This window comes from Aquimarina muelleri DSM 19832 (assembly GCF_000430665.1).
GTDB classification, from domain to species: domain Bacteria; phylum Bacteroidota; class Bacteroidia; order Flavobacteriales; family Flavobacteriaceae; genus Aquimarina; species Aquimarina muelleri.
Map to the genome: position 1 here is coordinate 93,641 of NZ_AUML01000009.1, position 20,364 is coordinate 114,004.

At 32.8% G+C, this 20,364-nt stretch carries 16 protein-coding genes; 9 read left to right on the forward strand and 7 right to left on the reverse strand.

Annotated elements, in window-relative coordinates:
* The first annotated feature begins 198 nt into the window (after positions 1-198).
* The 3 genes from rimK to H527_RS0106170 are packed head-to-tail and all read left to right on the forward strand — an operon-like array spanning position 199 to position 2,622.
* Positions 199-1,071, forward strand: coding sequence for a 30S ribosomal protein S6--L-glutamate ligase (rimK, locus tag H527_RS0106160; RefSeq protein ID WP_027411893.1), 873 nt, complete (start codon positions 199-201; stop codon positions 1,069-1,071).
* Between the two features lie 5 nt (positions 1,072-1,076).
* Positions 1,077-2,057, forward strand: coding sequence for a succinylglutamate desuccinylase/aspartoacylase family protein (locus H527_RS0106165; protein ID WP_027411894.1), 981 nt, complete (start codon positions 1,077-1,079; stop codon positions 2,055-2,057).
* Complete coding sequence (locus tag H527_RS0106170; RefSeq protein ID WP_027411895.1) at positions 2,050-2,622, forward strand: 5-formyltetrahydrofolate cyclo-ligase; 573 nt, start codon at positions 2,050-2,052, stop codon at positions 2,620-2,622. The genes H527_RS0106165 and H527_RS0106170 overlap by 8 nt, the downstream gene beginning before the upstream one ends.
* Before the next feature lie 500 nt (positions 2,623-3,122).
* Here H527_RS0106170 and H527_RS0106175 read toward each other — a convergent pair whose 3' ends face one another.
* From H527_RS0106175 to ileS, 3 genes are all read right to left on the reverse strand, one after another.
* Positions 3,123-3,725: a lipoprotein signal peptidase gene (locus tag H527_RS0106175; protein ID WP_027411896.1), complete on the reverse strand. Its 603-nt coding sequence runs from the start codon at positions 3,723-3,725 to the stop codon at positions 3,123-3,125.
* Positions 3,726-4,187: 462 nt separating this feature from the next.
* Complete coding sequence (locus H527_RS0106180; RefSeq protein WP_027411897.1) at positions 4,188-4,571, reverse strand: TraR/DksA family transcriptional regulator; 384 nt, start codon at positions 4,569-4,571, stop codon at positions 4,188-4,190.
* A gap of 6 nt (positions 4,572-4,577) precedes the next feature.
* Complete coding sequence (gene ileS, locus H527_RS0106185) at positions 4,578-7,982, reverse strand: isoleucine--tRNA ligase (protein ID WP_027411898.1); 3,405 nt, start codon at positions 7,980-7,982, stop codon at positions 4,578-4,580.
* Positions 7,983-8,272: 290 nt separating this feature from the next.
* On the opposite strand from ileS, the gene H527_RS0106190 reads away from it, so the two are divergent.
* Positions 8,273-9,055 carry a nitrilase family protein gene (locus H527_RS0106190; RefSeq protein ID WP_027411899.1) on the forward strand — a complete coding sequence of 261 codons (783 nt, stop codon included), beginning with the start codon at positions 8,273-8,275 and terminating at the stop codon, positions 9,053-9,055.
* On the opposite strand, the gene H527_RS0106195 is transcribed toward H527_RS0106190, so the two are convergent.
* A complete protein-coding gene (locus H527_RS0106195) occupies positions 9,047-10,660 on the reverse strand; it encodes an Ig-like domain-containing protein (RefSeq protein ID WP_027411900.1) in 1,614 nt (537 codons plus the stop codon). The genes H527_RS0106190 and H527_RS0106195 overlap by 9 nt on opposite strands.
* Before the next feature lie 164 nt (positions 10,661-10,824).
* The gene (locus H527_RS0106200; RefSeq protein ID WP_027411901.1) at positions 10,825-11,505 is read right to left on the reverse strand and encodes a ComF family protein; all 681 of its coding nucleotides are present in this window, start codon (positions 11,503-11,505) and stop codon (positions 10,825-10,827) included.
* Positions 11,506-11,578: 73 nt separating this feature from the next.
* Here H527_RS0106200 and H527_RS0106205 point away from each other — a divergent pair, with 73 nt between their 5' ends.
* The 3 genes from H527_RS0106205 (at position 11,579) to H527_RS0106215 (ending at position 17,270) form a co-directional block, all read left to right on the forward strand.
* Positions 11,579-12,460 (forward strand): hypothetical protein, encoded by an 882-nt coding sequence (locus H527_RS0106205; protein WP_035087528.1) that lies wholly within the window; start codon positions 11,579-11,581, stop codon positions 12,458-12,460.
* Between the two features lie 142 nt (positions 12,461-12,602).
* Positions 12,603-14,138, forward strand: a complete 1,536-nt coding sequence (locus H527_RS0106210) for a glycine--tRNA ligase (RefSeq protein WP_027411903.1) — start codon at positions 12,603-12,605, stop codon at positions 14,136-14,138.
* Between the two features lie 219 nt (positions 14,139-14,357).
* On the forward strand, positions 14,358-17,270 hold the full coding sequence (locus H527_RS0106215) for a T9SS type A sorting domain-containing protein (RefSeq protein ID WP_051316659.1): 2,913 nt from the start codon (positions 14,358-14,360) through the stop codon (positions 17,268-17,270).
* A gap of 1 nt (position 17,271) precedes the next feature.
* Here H527_RS0106215 and H527_RS0106220 read toward each other — a convergent pair whose 3' ends face one another.
* Positions 17,272-17,643 carry a hypothetical protein gene (locus H527_RS0106220; RefSeq protein WP_027411905.1) on the reverse strand — a complete coding sequence of 124 codons (372 nt, stop codon included), beginning with the start codon at positions 17,641-17,643 and terminating at the stop codon, positions 17,272-17,274.
* A gap of 150 nt (positions 17,644-17,793) precedes the next feature.
* On the opposite strand from H527_RS0106220, the gene H527_RS0106225 reads away from it, so the two are divergent.
* Together H527_RS0106225 and H527_RS0106230 are read left to right on the forward strand one after the other, a co-directional pair.
* Positions 17,794-18,558: an exodeoxyribonuclease III gene (locus H527_RS0106225; RefSeq protein ID WP_027411906.1), complete on the forward strand. Its 765-nt coding sequence runs from the start codon at positions 17,794-17,796 to the stop codon at positions 18,556-18,558.
* Positions 18,559-18,642: 84 nt separating this feature from the next.
* Complete coding sequence (locus H527_RS0106230; RefSeq protein WP_027411907.1) at positions 18,643-19,602, forward strand: OmpA/MotB family protein; 960 nt, start codon at positions 18,643-18,645, stop codon at positions 19,600-19,602.
* 72 nt (positions 19,603-19,674) lie between these two features.
* Here the strand turns inward: H527_RS0106230 and H527_RS0106235 are convergent, their stop codons facing one another.
* A complete protein-coding gene (locus H527_RS0106235) occupies positions 19,675-20,079 on the reverse strand; it encodes a hypothetical protein (protein WP_027411908.1) in 405 nt (134 codons plus the stop codon).
* Positions 20,080-20,364 lie beyond the last annotated feature (285 nt).

The window sequence follows — 20,364 nt, forward strand, 5'->3', positions numbered from 1 at the left end:
AGTGGTAAGAATCAATATAAAAATTAAGAATACTATTAAAAAGAAAACTATTTTTTTTATAAAACACTATCTTATAAATCCCACACTATCTCTTTATAAGAGAATTTGTAATCTAATATACTCGGATCATAAATTTTTAAGCAGAAAATTTTTAGTGGATTCACAACTATAAAATTAGTCTTATAACCAAAAATCATCATGAATATAAAAATATTGTCGCGAAGTGCGAGTTTGTTTTCTACGGATGCACTTGTTCAGGCAGCAGTAAAACGGCGACATAATGTACAAGTAATTGATCCACTTAGTTGTGATATCGTAATTGAAAAGAAAAAACCCGAAATTTATTATCGAGGTAAAAAGTTAGAGCATGTAGATGCGGTAATTCCAAGAATTGGTTCTTCTATAACTTTTTATGGTACTGCTGTGGTTAGACAATTTGAAATGATGAATGTCTTTACCACAGTCCAATCACAGGCTTTAGTGCAATCTAGGGATAAATTAAGAAGCTTACAAATATTATCTAAAGCAGGTCTAGGATTGCCAAAAACAGTGTTTACTAATTATTCTAAAGATGTTTCTGAGGTTATTTCTCATGTAGGGGGAGCTCCATTAATTATCAAGCTTTTAGAAGGAACACAAGGGCTAGGAGTTGTATTGGCAGAAACAAAAACAGCGGCAGAGTCTGTACTGGAGGCATTTAATGGTTTACAGGCAAGAGTAATCGTTCAAGAGTTTGTGAAAGAAGCTAAAGGAGCAGATGTTAGAGTGTTGGTAGTTGATGGACAGGTCATAGGAGCTATGAAAAGACAAGGAAGGGAAGGAGAATTTCGATCAAACTTGCATAGAGGAGGGAGCGCATCTATTATTGCCTTGACTGATGAAGAGGAGAATGCTGCAATAAAAGCAGTTAAAGCTTTAAAATTAGGGGTTGCAGGAGTAGATATGTTGCAAAGTGCAAGAGGGCCATTGATTCTCGAAGTAAATTCATCTCCTGGCTTAGAAGGCATCCAAACGGCAACAGGAAAAGATATAGCAAAAAGTATTATTCGTTATATAGAAAGAAGCATATAAACTATATGGCAAAGAGAAAAGTAGAAAACATACTTAATATTCTTGGTAAAGAGGTATTGCCAGGAACCAGTACAACAATAAATTTTAATATTGCTAAGCTGTATACATCTACCAAAGTAGAAATACCTATTATTATCGAAAGATCAAAGGTGCCAGGCCCTATAGTGCTTATTACTGCGGGGATTCATGGAGATGAGATTAATGGAGTCGAAGTGGTAAGGCAAATTATTGCAAAAAAAATCAATAAACCTGTCAAAGGAAGCATTATATGTATTCCTGTACTTAATGTTTTTGGTTTTTTAAACATGGATCGTTTTTTTCCAGATGGAAGAGATTTAAACAGAGTTTTTCCTGGAACCAAAAAAGGATCTTTAGCAAGCCGTTTTGCGTATCAGTTTGTTAACGAAATTTTGCCAGTAGCAGATTTTTGTTTGGATTTTCATACAGGAGGCGCCAGCAGATTTAATGCGCCGCATATTAGAGTGGACCCCAAAAATGAAAGATTGGTAGAGATGGCAAAAAAATTTAATGCCCCTTTTACTCTTTTATCTAAAAATCTAGATGGTTCTTATCGTGCTGCCTGTGCTAAAAAAGGAAAAGACATATTATTGTTTGAAGGAGGGAAGTCTCAAAACAGTAGTAAGGAAATTGCTATAGAAGGAGTGAAAGGTACAATGCGTATATTACATCATTTAGAAATGTTGGATACAAAGTTTGAAGTACCAATAAGAGCTTCAGATAGCATAATAATTAAAAACAGTTTTTGGGTACGTGCAAAATACAGTGGTTTACTACATATAAAGATACCTATAAGTAAGCATGTAGTAAAAGGAGAGATTTTGGCAACAATCACAGATCCGTATGGTAAACTTAGACATGTAGTTAAATCTACTAATGATGGATATGTGATTAATCTAAATGAAGCGCCAATTGTATATCAAGGAGATGCTATTTTTCATATAACCAAAGAACTAGTTAATGAATAAAAAACAATTAAGAGCTAAATATAAAGCTTTAAGATCAGACTTAAGTGATACGCAAATTGAGGATTTAAGTATTGATATAGCTAATCAATTACTAAAATTACCAATTTGGGAAAAATCATTTTATCATGTTTTTTTATCAATAGATCAGCATAAAGAAATTAATACAGAGTATATATTAAACATACTTCAAGGAAAGGATAAGAATGTAATTATATCTAAAAGTAATTTTGAGGATAATACATTAGCTCATTTTTTACTTTTAGACACAACAGTGTTGAAAAAAAATGAATGGGGAATTCCAGAACCAGTAGATGGAATCGAAATCCAGGAAGATAAAATAGAGGTGGTTTTTGTTCCATTATTAGCTTTTGATACTAAAGGAAATAGAGTGGGGTATGGTAAAGGGTTTTATGATAAATTTTTAGCAAAATGCGGTTCTGAAACTCTTAAAATAGGACTTTCATTTTTTGAAGCTGAAGCCGAAATCAAGGATGTAAACGATATAGATATACGTCTTGATTTTTGCATTACACCCTTAAAAACTGTGCGTTTTAATCCGCTATAAGAACTTACTTGTAGATTTTTTTTGAAGGTCTCGAAAATAGATTTCAGTACTAAAAATCTATTCTAGATAGCCCTGCTGAGCTTGCCGAAGTATAATTTTCTCCATGTCATCTCAAGCCTTTCGGCAGATTCAAGACAGGATTTGTCGAGATTTTTATTCGTAAATCGTATTAAACCCATTTCATGCAGTAGAACTTCGTAATGAAGCTTGAAGAAGCCATAAATACAGTCATTTTCTTGAGTTTAGCATCGCATCTGGATTTGTAGCAGCTACAAGATGTAATAGATTTTCTACTGCATAAAATGGGTTAAAATAGGCTTACAGTTTTCAAATTAATTTGAAATGCGCCAATTTAAGACATGCAAATAGTAATCGGAACGGAGGGTAATAATTAGCAACCAATTTTTAAAGTTATACCATTTGTAGTTTGAGTTTACTTGAGGCGAAAAAAGAACATTTTATTACGGTAAATTCAAATTGTAAATGGTATTAAGCTGGGGTTATTGTTTAGGAAAAGCTTTTTTGTTAAAAATAATAAGTAGAAACACACCTACACTTATTGCAGAATCAGCAATATTAAATACAGGGTCGAAGAAAGAAAAATGTTCACCACCCCAAAAAGGGATCCACTCTGGTAAAATATCATCATAAAAAGTAAACTGGATCATATCTACAACTTTACCATAAAAAACTCCTTCATATCCTCCTCCTTCAGGTAAAAATGTTGCAACCTCTATAGCTGTACTTTCACTAAATAGAAGACCATAAAAAATAGAATCAATGATATTTCCGAATGCACCTGCAAAAATTAACGCTATACAAAATGTAAGTATTGGGGCGCTATTTTTGCGTACAGAATCATAAAGCCAATAGCCGATACCTGTAATTGCAACCAATCTAAACAGAGTAAGGATTAGTTTTCCATAATTTCCAGGAAGCTCAAACCCCCAAGCCATTCCTTTGTTCTCTACGAATATAATTCTAAACCAATCAAAAACTTCTACATTATCGTGGATGGTAAAATGAGTTTTGATATAAACTTTAGAGATTTGATCAATCAGTAACACTAAAATTATAACCAGAATAGATTTCTTTATAGACATAGATACATTAGTTTGCTTGGATACTAAAAGCGACGGACAAAAATAGTGTTTTATTAGTGAAACTCAAATTCAAAATTCTTACAATATAAATAGACTTTAATTTGGTTTAAAATAACAGATAAACAGCATGAATTTTTCAAAAGGTAAACCTTGTTATATTTACAATATCTTAAGTTTTTGGTTAGTTTCTACTACTAATAATCTGAGTTCGATTCATCTGAAATGTGTCCGTTTTTAATCCATCTTGTGGAGTTTAATTTTCCGAGGTTATGGATTTTACTAATTCTTTGTAAACAAATATAAAGGAGTGAAATTCTGCTAAGAATTTTGTATCGAAAATTAGCATTTCAGTGCTAAAAACCTATTTTTTTTAAATCACAGGTTATTTATATTTTGCTATAAGATAAAAAGCCTCACAAGTTTTGTACTTGTGAGGCTTAGTGTGTATTATTTTATTAGAATTTATCCCTGCATATTTTTTGCTTCAATACTTAATGTAGCATGCGGAACTAGTTTTAAACGTTCTGGATTGATTAATTTTCCAGTAACACGGCAAATACCATAGGTTTTATTTTCAATTCTTAGTAGAGCGTTTTTTAAATCACGCACAAATTTTTCTTGTCTAATTGCAAGCTGTGTATTAGCTTCTTTAGACATTGTTTCACTACCTTCTTCGAATGCCTTAAATGTCGGTGAGGTATCATCCGTACCATTATTCCCATCATTTTTGTAAGCACTTCTTAGCAAATCCAAATCTTTTTTAGCTTTTTCTACTTTGTCAAGGATTATTGCCTTGAACATTGCTAAATCAGCGTCGCTGTACCTTACTTTGATATCGTCTGCCATACTTCTTTAATGTTTTTTAATTATCAATTGGGTTGCAATGTCGTCAAACGCAATTTCTGTACCATTTATTACATTTGCTACAAATTCAATTGTCTCGGTTAAGGTTTCATTTTTAATATAATCCTCATTCGTAGCAATAGCTTCTCGTATAGTTACATTTTCCTGAAATACAATTTGTATTTTATCAGTTACTTCCAAGCCACTATCTTTACGAATATTTTGAATGCGATTTACAAGTTCTCTGGCAATACCTTCTTTTTTAAGCTCTGGACTTATAGTTACATCTAATGCTACTGTTAAAGCACCAGAATTTGCTACTAACCATCCTTCTATATCTTGCGAACTTATCTCTACATCATCGGTACCTAATGTAATAATTTTATCATTAATTTTTACATCAAAACGCCCAGTTTGATCAAGAATTTTGATTTCTTCTTGATTAAAAGAACGTATACTATTAGCAATCAGCTTCATGTCTTTTCCAAAACGAGGGCCTAATGTTTTAAAATTAGGCTTAATTTGTTTTACTAATATTCCAGAAGCATCGTCAATAAGTTCTATTTCTTTGACATTTACTTCGCTTTTTATAAGGTCAGCTATATCATTGATTTCATTTTTTTCTGCATCGTTCAGTACAGGGATCATGATACGTTGCAGTGGTTGGCGAACTTTTATTTTTTCTTTTTGTCTTAAAGAAAGGGTTAAGGAGGAGATAGTTTGTGCTTTTTGCATCTTATGCTCCAATAATCTATCTACAAAATTCTCATTATATTCTGGAAAACTTGCCAGATGAACACTTTCAAAAGCTTCTTTTTTTGTTCCTGCTATTAGATCTTTGTATAATCGATCCATAAAAAATGGGGCTATTGGCGCTCCAAGTTTAGAAACGGTGAGCATACAAGTGTATAATGTTTGATAAGCAGAGATTTTATCTTGTTGATAATCTCCTTTCCAAAATCTTCTTCTGCTTAAGCGAACAAACCAATTACTTAGGTTTTCCTGCACAAAATCTGAGATTGCTCTTGCTGCTTTTGTGGGTTCGTAATCTTTATAAAAAGAATCTACATTTTTAATTAATGTATGTAGTTCGCTTAATATCCAACGATCAATTTCTGGGCGTTCTGCTAATGTAATATCTGCTTCGCTGTAAGTAAAATTATCAATATTAGCATAAAGAGTAAAGAACGAATATGTATTGTATAGTGTGCCAAAAAATTTACGACGAACTTCAGCAATTCCTTCAGAATCAAATTTTAAATTGTCCCAAGGGTTTGCATTGCTTATCATGTACCATCGAGTAGCATCTGGTCCAAACTCTTTTAGGGTTTCAAATGGATCTACAGCATTTCCTAATCGCTTAGACATTTTTTGCCCATTTTTATCTAATACCAGACCATTAGATACTACATTTTTGTAAGCAACATCATCAAATATCATGGTTGCAATAGCATGTAAGGTATAAAACCATCCACGAGTTTGATCTACTCCTTCGGCTATAAAGTCGGCTTTTCTTTCTCCACCTTCAACTTTTTCTTTATTTTCAAAAGGATAATGCCATTGTGCATAAGGCATGGATCCAGAGTCAAACCATACATCAATCAAATCACTTTCCCTTTTCATAGGTTTTCCTGATGCAGAAACCAGAGTAATTTGATCTACTACGTTTTTATGAAGATCTATTTTATCATAGTTTTCTTCACTCATATCTCCTATATTAAAATCTGCAAATATATCTGCTTCTAGAACCCCAGCTTTTATAGCTTTTGTCATTTCAGATTTTAATTCTTCTATAGAACCTATAATAAGTTCTTCTTTGCCATCTTCTGTCCTCCATATTGGTAATGGAATTCCCCAAAAGCGAGAACGAGATAAATTCCAATCATTTGCATTTGCCAGCCAATTACCAAACCTACCTTCTCCTGTAGCTTTAGGTTTCCAGTTAATACCAAGATTAAGTTCGTGCATTCGATCTTTAAAATCGGTAACTTTTATAAACCATGAATCTAAGGGGTAGTATAAAATTGGTTTGTCTGTACGCCAGCAATTTGGATAACTGTGCACATATTTTTCAACTTTAAAAGCTTTGTTTTCTGTCTTAAGCTGTATCGCAATTTCTACATCTACCGATTTCTCAGGAGCTTCTCCTTCATTATAGTATTCATTTTTTACATATTTACCACCAAGATCTCCCATTTGCTGGATAAACCTTCCTTGTAAATCTACAGTTGGTACCAGGTTATCATTTTCATCCATTACTAACATGGCAGGTACTTCTGGGGTAGCTTGTTTAGCTACCAAAGCATCATCTGCACCAAAAGTAGGAGAGGTATGTACAATACCGGTTCCGTCTTCTGTAGTAACAAAATCACCAGCAATTACCCTAAATGCATTTTCGGGATTATGATATGGTTGTACATAATCGATAAGTTGCTCGTAACGAATGTCTACAAGGTCTGTTCCTTTACATTCTTTTAAAACAAGGTATGGTATCTTTTTGTCTCCTTCTTTAAAGGAGTTTACTTCTTCTTCAGTTTCAACAGTACTAAATTTACCAGTAAACTGTTTTCCTACTAAATTTTTAGCAAGAATAACATAGATGGGCTCAAAAGTATATTGGTTAACTGTTTTTACAACAACATAATCAATTTTTGAACCTACAGTTAATGCGGTATTCGATGGTAATGTCCAAGGAGTGGTGGTCCATGCTAAAAGATAAATATCTCCATCTATATCTTGTAAAAAAGATGGTAACGTATCTTTTATGGTTTTAAACTGAGCTACAACAGTAGTGTCTGTAACATCCTGATAGGTTCCGGGTTGGTTAAGTTCGTGTGAGCTTAATCCAGTACCAGCCTTAGGGGAATATGGTTGTATGGTATATCCTTTGTACAATAACCCTTTCTTATAAATTTGAGAAAGTAGCCACCATACACTCTCCATGTATTTAGATTTGTAGGTAATGTATGGATCTTCCATATCTACCCAATATCCTATTTTTTGAGTCAGATCGTTCCAGATATCTGTATAGCGCATTACGGCTTTTTTACAAGCTTCGTTATACTCCTCTACAGTAATTTTTTTACCAATGTCTTCTTTGGTAATTCCTAATTCTTTTTCTACACCAAGTTCTACAGGAAGCCCATGGGTGTCCCATCCTGCTTTACGTTGTACTTGATATCCTTTTTGAGTTTTATAGCGGCAAAAAATATCTTTAATTGCACGAGCCATTACATGGTGAATACCAGGTAGTCCATTTGCTGAAGGAGGTCCTTCAAAAAACACAAATGGTTCTGCTCCATCCCGTTCACTAATACTTTTTTCGAATATATTATTCTGTTGCCAGAAATCTAGTATTTCATTAGCTAATTTAGGTAAGTCAAGTCCTTTGTACTCAGGAAACTTCGTGCTCATTTTGTCGTTCTTTCTATTAAGCTTGCGAAAATAAGGATTTTCTATAAAAAAGAAGACGTAATTTGAATTACGATATAAAATAATTGTTAGAAGAACATCAACTTTTAACTTTTTGTTGAAAAGAACATTCAAGATATATAAATTAAGCTAGAGATGATTTAAAATATGGATATCTAATTAACAACAGGATTTAACTAATTAAAAAAAATATTTTTTAGAGATTAGATTTTAGTATTTTTAAAGATCAATAGTAAAGATGATTAAATGGATATAATATAGAATAATTATAGATGAAAGAAACTTTAGAAATAGCATTAATTCAATCTCACTTGGCTTGGGAAAATCCAGTGCAGAATCGTGCCGCTTTTACTCAAAAAATAAATTCAATTACTCAAAAAATAGATTTGATCATTTTGCCAGAAATGTTTACAACAGGTTTTACTATGAATGTTAATGAAATGGCAGAAACAATGACTGGAGATACTGTTGATTGGATGAGAAAAATGGCTAAAGAAACAGATTGTGCAATTACAGGAAGTGTTATTATAAAAGAAAAAGAAAATTTTTATAACCGTTTGGTTTTTATGCTCCCCAATGGTACTTGTGAGATCTATGATAAGCATCAGCTGTTTACCTTAGCCAAAGAACAAGAAGTGTTTACAGCAGGACAGAGGGAGGTAATTGTGGATTTTAAGGGTTGGAAAATTAAACTTTTAATTTGCTATGATCTTAGATTTCCTGTTTGGGCAAGAAATACTTCGGGCTATGATATGCTGTTATACGTAGCTAGTTGGCCAAAACCTCGTATTAATGCTTGGGATGCATTGCTAAAGGCTAGAGCGATAGAAAACATGAGTTATTGTATAGGAGTAAATCGTATAGGATTAGATGGTAAAGGGTTTGAATACAATGGGCATTCTAATATTTATGATGTTTTAGGAAACACCATTTTAAAAGAATCTCCTGTAGAAAAAGAAACTATTATATACGCCACTTTAGATAAGTTCCATATCAAAAGTAATAGACAAAAATTATCTTTTTTAGAGGATAGAGATGCTTTTCAGTTAATCTAGAATAAAAGTTTGTTTTATTTCCCAGTTTGCTCGCACATCAATGGGTTCAGCAAGATAACGAATCTCTTCAGGTTGTACTCCTTTTAAGAAACTACCTGTGTCCCATTTTCCGTTGTCATTACTATCAAAAATTACTCTTACATAGTATTTGTTAGGGTCGAGATAATCAAAAACTAGAGTTTCTTGGGTTCGAACTATTTTTTCTGAGATTACTTCTTCTTTTTCATTAGTAACTTGAACCAGAACAGGGTAGTTTTCTACATTTTGAAGGGTCAAGAAAATAGTGCCATAGTCGGCTACTTTTTTTGTTCTAAAATTAATGTTTATAGTGTCATTAACATTTCCTATAAAATCTTTAATCGCTTCTGGCAGAAACTGCAATTGATACGCGTTATTTTCTGTTTTTTCGAAAGTAAGTTCTGCTTCGTTTTTATAGGTGTCTAATACTATAGAAAAAGGAATATCTAAAGTGTCTTTATCGGTTAGAGAAATTAGTTTTTCATTAATACTATCCAAAGGAGTATTTGCAGAAAAAATAAAATTTTTATTAGGCGCAAGAATAGATCCTCCAGTAGAGTTAATCAGAAGAGAATCTTTGTACTGATCTTTAAACCTAGCGATTAGGGTATCTTTGTAATTTGTAGAATTACTAACCTCAAATAGTAAAGAATCTGCTTTAAAAAATGGTTTAAACCAATAGTGTAATGTGTCTTTTTCTTTATCTGGAAATATTCTTGTTTCAAAAGTTTCAGGAGTATTACTTAATAATGCTACTTTCATGCTGTCGCGTATTCCTTCATAAGAAAACAGGAACTTGTTTTTTGAAACTTGTTTTGGGTTTAATGCTTTAAATTCAAGAGTTTCTTTAAATAGAGTAAGGTTAAAAACTTTAGCAGTATCTTCAGGAAGAGTAATAATCTCTTCGTAAAATCCTATTTTATCCTGTTTTGGTTCGTATAAATAATTATTAGAAACATCTTTTAGGGCAATTAATTTAAATTTTCCTTCCTTTAGATTGTGTAGGCTAAAAGCGATACTGTCTAAAGTGTTGGTAATATATCGGGGGACAGTTTTGTATACTAATGAGTCAGAGTATTCTTCGTCGATTTCATATAGCGCGACTGTAATGTAAGAATCTGGTTTTTTTTGAGTAGCATCTCCTACAGTGCCTTTTATACTTAGAGAATCCAAAAAATCTCCTGTAGAGAACACGTATCTAAAAAACGGATTAGCATTTCCTTCGTTATTGTCTACTACGCTTTCTCCAAAATTTATACTATAGGTTGTATTAGGAAGCAAAGTATCCAGAAATTCTATTTTTATATATTTACTTGCACCTCCAAGAGGGGTAATAGTTGGTTTAGGATCCATGGGTGGAGAAACAATGATTTGTTTCTGAGGATCTTTTAATTTAATATATTCATCAAAATATATACGGATTTCATTTTTGTTGAAATTTGTAGAAAAATTAGGAGGCAAAGCTTTTATAAAAACCGGAGGTTTTTCATCTTTAGGACCACCAGATATCGAACCCTTTTTGGCACAGCTAATAACCATTACCAATAAAGTTAAAATAAGGAGTATCGTATTTATTCTTTTACTCATAATCTCCAGGATAATTTTTAAGACACAAAGAAACAACTATATTTAAAAAACAAAAAACATAATGAAACTCTATTTAGAAACCATATTAAAACAGAAGTAATATTTAGTTTATAACAGAATTCTAGATCTTAATATAGCATTATCTTTTGTCTCTAACATATATATTATTCTGTTATTGCCATTGTTGCAATGCTTATTTTAATGCCAGGTATATGTTTTAATACATTCACACAAGACTCTATAGTTGCACCAGTAGTTACAATATCGTCAACCAAAAGAATGTGTTTATTTATAAGTAAAGACTCTTTTTGTGTTCCAAATGTTTCAACAGTATTTCTCCATCTATTCTTTAGTTTATGTTTAGATTGTTTTTTATTATAGGAAATTTTTTTCAATACACAATTTATGTACTCGGCATTCAGTGTTTTAGCAATTTCAATTCCAAATTTTTCTACTTGATTATACCCTCGTTGTCGCATTCTTCTTTTGTGTAAAGGAACAGGAATTACTATGTCAATGTCTTGGTATTTAGTAGATTGTTGTAGTTCTTGTCCTAGCCATTTTCCTAATTCAATCCCTATTTCTTCTTGTCCTCTATATTTTAAATTGTGTAATAAGTTTTGAACTAAGCTATCTTTGTAAAAAATAAAAAGAGAAGTGGCATTTTCAATTTTGACACGACCATAAAATACTTTTTCAATTTTTTTTGCGTTTACGTTATGAAAATTCCCTAATGGGAGTTGATGTCTGCAAGAAGTGCAAAGCAATTTTTCGTTTTTATATAATGGGCTGTCACATGCTCCACAACATATAGGAAAGAACAAATAAGCTAAGTCTTTTAGCATTTTGATAAGGAGATTAACATTAATTATTATATTTAGCCATTAAAATAACCATCAAAAATTATAAATTTTAATTATGACAACTCAAAACAATAACTTGACCCTTAAGATTCTAATTGGTGTTTTAGCAGCGCTTTTGCTTATTTTAGGGATATTTACGTATAAGTTTTATAACGAAGAGAAGCAAAATAAAGCAATTTTGCAACAAGAAAAAGATCTTATTGAAAGCGAATTAGGAGAATTAATTACAAAGTATGACAATGCTATTGCTCTTAATGAAGTAATGGACGACCATTTGCTTAAAGCAAAAGAAAGGATTGTAGTCTTATTAGATAGTGTAAAAGACAATGATGCTAACTTAGCATTAATCTCTCGCTACAGAAGAGAAGTTGGTAAACTTAAAAAAGAACGTGAAAGATTATTTAAACTAGCCGATAGTTTAACAGTAGCAAACACTCAATTGACAACAGATTTAGATAGTACTTCTGTAGCTCTTAATCAAAGAATTATCTTATCAGACTCTTTACAAACGCAAAACAGCAAGTTGGCTGAAATCGTTGAAAGAGGAGCTGCTCTTACTGCTGCTAATATAAAAGCAGAAGGAGTAAGAGTTCGTAACAACGGTAAAATAACAGATGCTTCTAAAGCTAGCAGAGCAGAAAAAGTAAGAGTTTGTTTTACGCTTTCTCCTAATAAGTTAACAGAAAAAGGAGATAAAGAACTTTTTGTACAGGTTATTAACCCAGAAAACAATCTTATTGGGGATAAAATATCTGTAAATTTTGATGATGCAGTACTTACTTATAGTGGTCGTAATAAAGTGTTTTATGAAAATGAAGCTTTAGACGTTTGTGTATTAGTAGATGCGGCAGAAGGAGAACTTGTTAAAGGGAACTATGTAGTAAACCTTTTCTCTGGACCAAGAATGATTTCAAATACACAATTTGAATTGAAATAGTATTTGTAGAAAAGTAAAAAACCGTCATGTTTTATAAAAAAAATATGACGGTTTTTTTATGCTTTTATCAGAAATTACTTTTAAAGAACATTAATTCTATAAATTCATTTTCAATTTATTTTAATTCAGTTATTTTTGCGGAATGGCACAACAAGAAGATAAATTTAAAAAGGTGATTTCCCATGCTAAAGAGTATGGGTATATTTTTGGTTCTAGTGAGATTTATGACGGACTTAGCGCTGTATATGATTACGGGCAAAATGGTGTAGAACTTAAAAAAAATATAAGAGAATATTGGTGGAAAAGTATGGTGAATATGCACCAAAATATTGTAGGGCTTGATACCGCAATATTTATGCACCCTACAACCTGGAAAGCTTCTGGGCATGTTGATGCTTTTAATGATCCTCTTATTGATAACAAAGATTCTAAAAAAAGATATAGAGCAGACGTGCTTATTGAGGATTATGCCGAAAAACTATATCAAAAAGCACAAAAAGAAATCGGTAAAGCCAAAAAACGTTTTGGAGATGATTTTGATGAAGCACAATTTATAACCACAAACCCAAGAGTTGTAAAATATCTTTCACAAAAGGAAGAAATAATACAACGTATGGCAAAGTCTTTAGAAAACGAAGACCTTGCAGATGTAAAAGCATTGATTGAAGAGTTAGGAATTGCAGATCCAGAAACTGGATCCAAAAACTGGACAGAAGTGCGTCAATTTAATTTGATGTTTGGTACCAAATTAGGAGCATCTGCAGAATCTGCTACAGACCTATTTTTAAGACCAGAGACAGCACAAGGTATTTTTGTAAACTTTTTAAACGTGCAGAAAACTGGTCGTATGAAAATACCATTTGGTATAGCACAAACTGGAAAAGCATTTAGAAATGAAATTGTAGCAAGACAATTTATTTTTAGAATGCGAGAATTTGAACAAATGGAAATGCAGTTTTTTGTTCGCCCAGGAGAAGAAATGAAATGGTACGAGTACTGGAAAGAAACTAGATTAAACTGGCATTTATCTTTAGGTCTAGGTAAAGAAAACTATCGTTTTCATGATCACGATAAATTGGCACATTATGCAAATGCAGCAGCCGATATAGAATTTAACTTTCCGTTTGGATTTAAAGAGTTAGAAGGGATACACTCTAGAACAGATTTTGATCTTAAAGCACATGAAAAGCATTCTGGTAAAAAACTACAATTTTTTGATCCAGAACTTAAAGAAAGTTATGTTCCTTACGTAGTAGAAACTTCGGTAGGATTAGATAGAATGTTTTTAGCAGTATTGGCTACAGCTTTACAAGAAGAAGAATTAGAAGATGGTACTAGTAGAGTAGTATTAAAATTACCAGCAGTTGTTGCGCCAGTAAAAGCAGCAATACTTCCATTGGTTAAAAAAGATGGCTTACCAGAGATTGCAGATAAAATTGTAGAAGATCTAAAATGGAAATTTAATGTTATCTACGACGAAAAAGATGCAATAGGTCGCCGATACAGAAGGCAAGATGCTAATGGTACTCCATTTTGTATTACTGTAGATCACGATACTATAAAAGATAATACAGTTACTATTAGAGATAGAGATACCATGGAACAGAAACGAGTGCCCATTGCAGATCTAAAAAACATTATTGCAGAAAAAACCGATGTAGAGTATTGGTTAAAATAATTTTCAAACTAAAAAAAGCTTTCTTTTAAAAGAAAGCTTTTTTTTAGTAATAACTTGGGATAAAATGTTTTGTAATTATCATATTCTGAAGTTAAGTCGTATTTTAGACGTAATAAAAAAAATCAGGTATTAAAATTATCACCTATGTTATTTAAGAAAATTATAGTTGTTTCCTTTCTGTTTTTTGTGACAATAGTTTTTTCACAAGAAAAAAAAATAATGAAAGCGAGTAAGGTTACTACCGCTACCTATATGAAAGAAGTGCAACCACTGGCAAAAAGAAAATTAATGCCTGCACAGCCAAGAAAAGGAGATATTAATCCAAGAAGATCAGACGCTAATAAAATTGTTCCTGGTAAAGGATTTCCCAGAGGTACAGATCCATTGCTTGTACGTCAAAAAAATAATCAAAATATAAGAGCAGGAAAAGCACCATCTCTTACATTTGATGCTACTTCTAGCTCTCGATCACCCACAGATCCTACAGGGGCTATAGGGCCTAATCACTATGTTAGTGCAAGAAACTCTGCCTTTGCTATACATGATAGAAATGGAAATACAGAAGTTGCTTCTTCCTCATTATCTAATATTTTTTCAGGCGAAATTTTAGGAGATCCTATTGTCTTTTATGATCATTTTGCAGATCGTTTTGTGATAACACAATTTTCAAATACTCCAGATGGCTTTTTGGTAGCAGTTTGTCAGGGTTCAGATCCAGTAAATGATAAATGGTATACCTATAGATTTAACACAGATGCTTTTCCAGATTATCCAAAGTTTTCTATCTGGTCAGATGGATATTATGTGACTACCAATAAAAATCAAAATGCAATAGGAGATAATGAGGTAGTGTATGTAATGGAAAGAGATAAAATGCTGATAGGCGACGAAAGTGCTAAAATGATTGGTTTTCCTCTTCCAGGAGGAAATACAGGTGGTTTTTATAGTACAGCTGCTTTTAATGCCTTAGGAAACGAATTGCCTCCTGATGGAGATGCAAGAGTAGTTTATTTTCAGGATGATGAGTGGGAGGATGTAAACCAAGATGCATTAAAATTCTGGAAAATAGATGTTAATTGGTCAGCTCCTCGTCAATCAACCATTATAGAGGCAGAAAATATAGCAGTTACACCATTTGACTCTGTGTTTGATGGAGGATCGTTTAGTAATATTCCACAACCAGGTGGTACTGGTCAAGATATAGATGTGCTACAAGGAGCAGTTATGTATGCTACTAATTACAGAAGGTTTTGCGGGTATAACTCTGTAGTGCTTAATTTTGCAATAGATATAGACCCAGTAGCAGATAATATATCAGGGATACGATGGTATGAGTTACGCCAAAATGGGGATGGGCAACCTTGGACTGTTTTTCAAGAAGGAACTTATACCTCTCCAGATGGTAAAAGTGCGTGGTGTGGTAGTATGGCTATGGATATTTTTGGTAATATAGGTATGGCATATACCACAATGGGTACTATAGCAAACGGAGCAACAGCAGATAGCTTTGTTTCTATTCGATATACAGGCAGATTTGCAGAAGATCCTCTTGGAACAATGACTATTTCAGAGCAAACGATTAAAGAAGGAACTGGAGCTCAGGTTAATGGAGGAGAACGTTATGGGGATTATGCACATCTTACGGTAGACCCTTTGGATGACCAAACTTTTTGGCATATTGCAGAATACTTTGAACCTGTAGCAGAGAATGCTAGAAATGTAGTAGGAGTTTTTAAAGTAGCAGAAGTTGTTACAACAGATGTAGGAGTAGTACGTATGGATACCCCAATAGGAGATGCTAAATTTAGTACAGCAGAAACAATTACGGTAACTATTAAAAATTTTGGAACTACTACCCAAAGTGATATTCCAGTTAGTTATTCTGTTAATGGAGCTATAGCGATTAATGAGTTGTTTGCAGGGCCTCTTAATCCAGGACAAACAGCTTCTTTCTCTTTTGTAGCAACAGCAGATCTTAGTGAAAAAATCACACATACTATCGAAGTGCAGACAAATTTGACTGGTGATGTTACGCCAGAAAATGATTGTACTACCAAAAAATTAAGAAATTTATTTCCTGTAGATGTAGGAGTATCAGAACTGGTTACACCAACATCAGATAGTGGGGTTTCGACTGCTCCAGAGCAGGTAACTGTAACTATTTTTAATTACGGTAGTGAATCTCAGTCCAATATTCCTGTATTTTATATTTTGAACAATGGAGATACTATAAGTGAAGTATTTTCAGGAACTGTACCATCACAAGAGTCTGTAAATTATACTTTTACTGTAGACGCAGATGTAACAGGGATTGGCAGCTTTGAATTTAGAACAGGAACAGAATTACGAGGCGATCAGGATACATCTAATGATGTTATTACAACAACGATAGAAAGAGTATTTTGCAGACCAACTTCAGATTGTAATCAATTTGGAGATGGGATTACTTATTTTCAATTATCTAATGTTACGAATGCACCTATTATTTGTAACACTGGGTACGAAGATTTTACTAAAGATATAGATTTCAATATTAAGTTAAATCGTTCTGTTGGAGCATATGTGCTAACCATACAAACAGGATTTGCAAATGCAGATGGGGCAGAACGTTTTTCTTTATGGATCGATAGTAATGATAATACAGTTTTTGAAGAATCAGAACTACTATTAGATAATATAATTGTAAAAAAAGCAAATACAAATCAAGATATTATACTTTCTCTTACTAAAGAAATTCCTTTAGGAAAGCATATTCTTAGAATTCGTGCAGGAGATGTCGATACAAATAATGGTGCGCCTTTAAATGAGCCCTGTGGCTCTATGCAACAAGGTACAACTCATGATTATGCGGTGACTATAGGAGAGAGTAAAAAGGCAAGTACAGAGGTGTTTGTGGTTAATAATTCAGACAACCAGTTTTTGATCACTAAGCAAGATACTGGATTAGAAAAAGAATTACGCGTATATATTTTTAATGTACTAGGGCAAATAATTGCTTCTAATCTGGTTCAAAAAGATGCTAATGACAGATTTGCATATAGTATAGATATGTCTTATGCAAAAACAGGAGTTTACTTTGTTAGATATGGGGAAAAGAAAAAAGGATACTCTGCTAAGTTTGTAGTAGAGTAATTTATTCCTTTCTTTTATGAATTTCTGAAATCGAAACGGGGCGAGCATCATTGCATCTGCTTGGCATTCTAAGGCTGGCAAATTTTATCCAAACTTGTTCAGGGATTTCGGTTTTAAAAAACTCATTAATATTAATAGGATCAAGATTGTCTTTATACGCTTCTACATTTAGGATATAAGGACAATCTTTGGATTTATTAACAAGTATAGTTCCTTTTGCAAACCCTTTTTCTTGCATATCTGTAGCATTTTCGTTTTTAGCGATAACAGGAGAGTTACTAGTATTAGCAGTATCTTTCCCTCCTTTTGAAGGAGCACAATTATAAGTACTAAGCAGCAGTAGTGCACAAGCTATTTTAAGCATATTCTTCATGATTTGTGGTATTATCTATAGACTAGAATTATAAAGATCCTAAAAAATAATTAGAATAGAACAGGATTTAGCAGATTAAAAAATATCGATATAGTATTCATTTTCTTTCATAAGTTTTATTTTTACTAAAAATTAAAATCGAATACTTCCATGAAAATCGCTTCATACAACGTAAACGGAATCCGAGCAGCAATAAACAAAGGTTTTTTAGAATGGTTACAACAAGCAGATCCAGACGTAATCTGTCTTCAGGAAATAAAAGCCAATAAAGAACAATTAGATCTGGATATGTTTGCAGAGGCAGGATACGCTTATAATTATTGGTATAGTGCCCAAAAAAAAGGATATAGTGGTGTCGCTATTCTGTCTAAAAAAGAACCCGATCATGTAGAGTATGGTACCGGGATAGAATATATGGATTTTGAAGGGCGTAACTTGCGGGCAGATTTTAATGGCGTATCTATAATGAGTCTTTACTTGCCAAGTGGTACCAATATAGATCGCTTAGAACATAAGTTGCAATACATGGCAGATTTTCAGACCTATATAAACGATCTGAAAAAAGAACGACCTAACCTTGTTATATTAGGAGATTATAATATTTGTCATCAGGCAATAGATATACACGATCCGGTGCGTAACAAAAACGTATCTGGGTTTTTACCAGTAGAGCGAGAATGGATAGGAAACTTTATGGATAGTGGTTTTATCGATTCGTTTCGACATTTTAATACAGAACCAGACCAATATTCCTGGTGGAGCTACAGAGCAAATGCCAGAGCAAATAATAAAGGCTGGCGATTAGATTATGGTATGGTATCTACGCCATTACAAGATAAGTTAAAAAGAGCCGTTATTTTATCAGAAGCTAAACATAGTGATCACTGCCCTATTGTTGTCGAGTTAGAGGTGTAATTTTAATAAACAAAAATAGGTAGTAAAGTAGATATTAAGCTTCTTTATTTTTATAGTAAAAACAACCCCATAAATTAATAAAAAATGATTAAAAAAATTCTATGTATGATACTTGTAGGAGCGTTAATGACCTCTTGTGTAAGTACCAAAGTATATAAAGAATTAGAAAGTAAATATGCTCGTCTTAAACGCGAAAATCGCAAAACTAAAGATCAGTTAGCAGGTTTAGAAAGAACCAGTGAAGCAGATAAAAAAGCACTGGAGCAATTAGATGCTGAATATCAAAAGCTAAAAGCAGAAAGAGACGATCTGCAAGGAAACTATAATGCTACTTTGGCTAATTATGAAAACCTAAAAGACTCCTATGACGCTTTAGAAAAAAATAGCTCTAATGCCATCGCCGCCAATAGCAAAAAAAATAGAGAGCTGCTGGCAAGGTTAGAAGAAAAAGAAAGAGCCCTTGCCACAGAGCGTAACCGTTTGGATGCGTTAGAAAAAGAAATAGCAGCACGCTCTAAGCGAGTTAACGAGTTAGAAGGACTAATTGCAGCAAAAGATGCCAAAATGCAAGCATTAAAAACCGCGATATCCAAAGCCCTGCGCAATTTTGAAGGAAAAGGACTAACGGTAGAAGAACGTAATGGTAAAGTATATATCTCTATGGAAAACAAATTACTGTTTGAGTCTGGTAGTTGGGCAGTAGGGACACAAGGAAAAAAAGCAGTACAGCAATTAGGAGAGGTATTGGCAGAAAACCCCGATATAGCGGTGTTGATAGAAGGGCACACCGATGATGATCCTTATATTGGTAACACACAAATAGCAGGCAACTGGGATCTGTCTACCAAACGGGCTACGGCAATTGTAAACATTTTGTTACAAAATAAAGATATAGACCCACAAAGTCTTACTGCAGCAGGTAGAGGGGAGTTTGCCCCTGTAGCGTCTAATGAGACTACCGATGGTAAAAGTAAAAACAGGCGTATAGAGGTAATCCTAACTCCAAAACTGGATGAAATTACCAAATTGTTGAATGATATATAGTAGACTTAAAAACCTATACATATAAAAACAGCGACCTATTTGGGTCGCTGTTTTTGTATGTAAAGATTTGTTTTAGTTAAACAAATCTTTCAATATATTTTCTACATCAGCATCTTGATTTTCTGCCAAAGAATTTTTTAGTTTTAGGAGTTTAGCTTGAAAAGTTTCAATTACACGTTCAGCATTCATTTTATCTAATAAGATACTTTTTCCAGCTGTAGTTAACAAAAGATATTGGTAATGATTTAAATCCTTAGGTTTAGATGTGTCTAATTTTTTTTGTACAGATATAGTTCCTTTGCCAGTAATTACAGAAATTACATTACCAGCTGCGACAACTTTATCAGTTTGTTCGCCAAGATCTGTAGCTAATGAATATACTTGATCAAAAACTGTAGTAAGTACTCTCCAGTCTTCTTGAGCTTGAGAAGTTAATCCTGCGCCTAGCATAAATAGTAGTAGAAATAATTTTTTCATAATGTTTGGGTGTTTAATGTATTATAAGTTTATAGGTTAATTACACCGGTTATTTAACGAGACAAAATGCTTTTTATTGTTAAAATAACCTTAAAAATCGACTCAAATTAGGCAATTTATTTCATAAAAACCAAAAAGCATGCCACGAATTTAGTAAACAAAAATAAAATCCTTAATTATGCATCTAGTAAAAAAACAAACTATTTTTACATAAAAGTTTAAAAATAAGGAAAACAGGTAACAAAAGGACGTTCCCAAACGTTTATTATACCCAATTAATTTAAA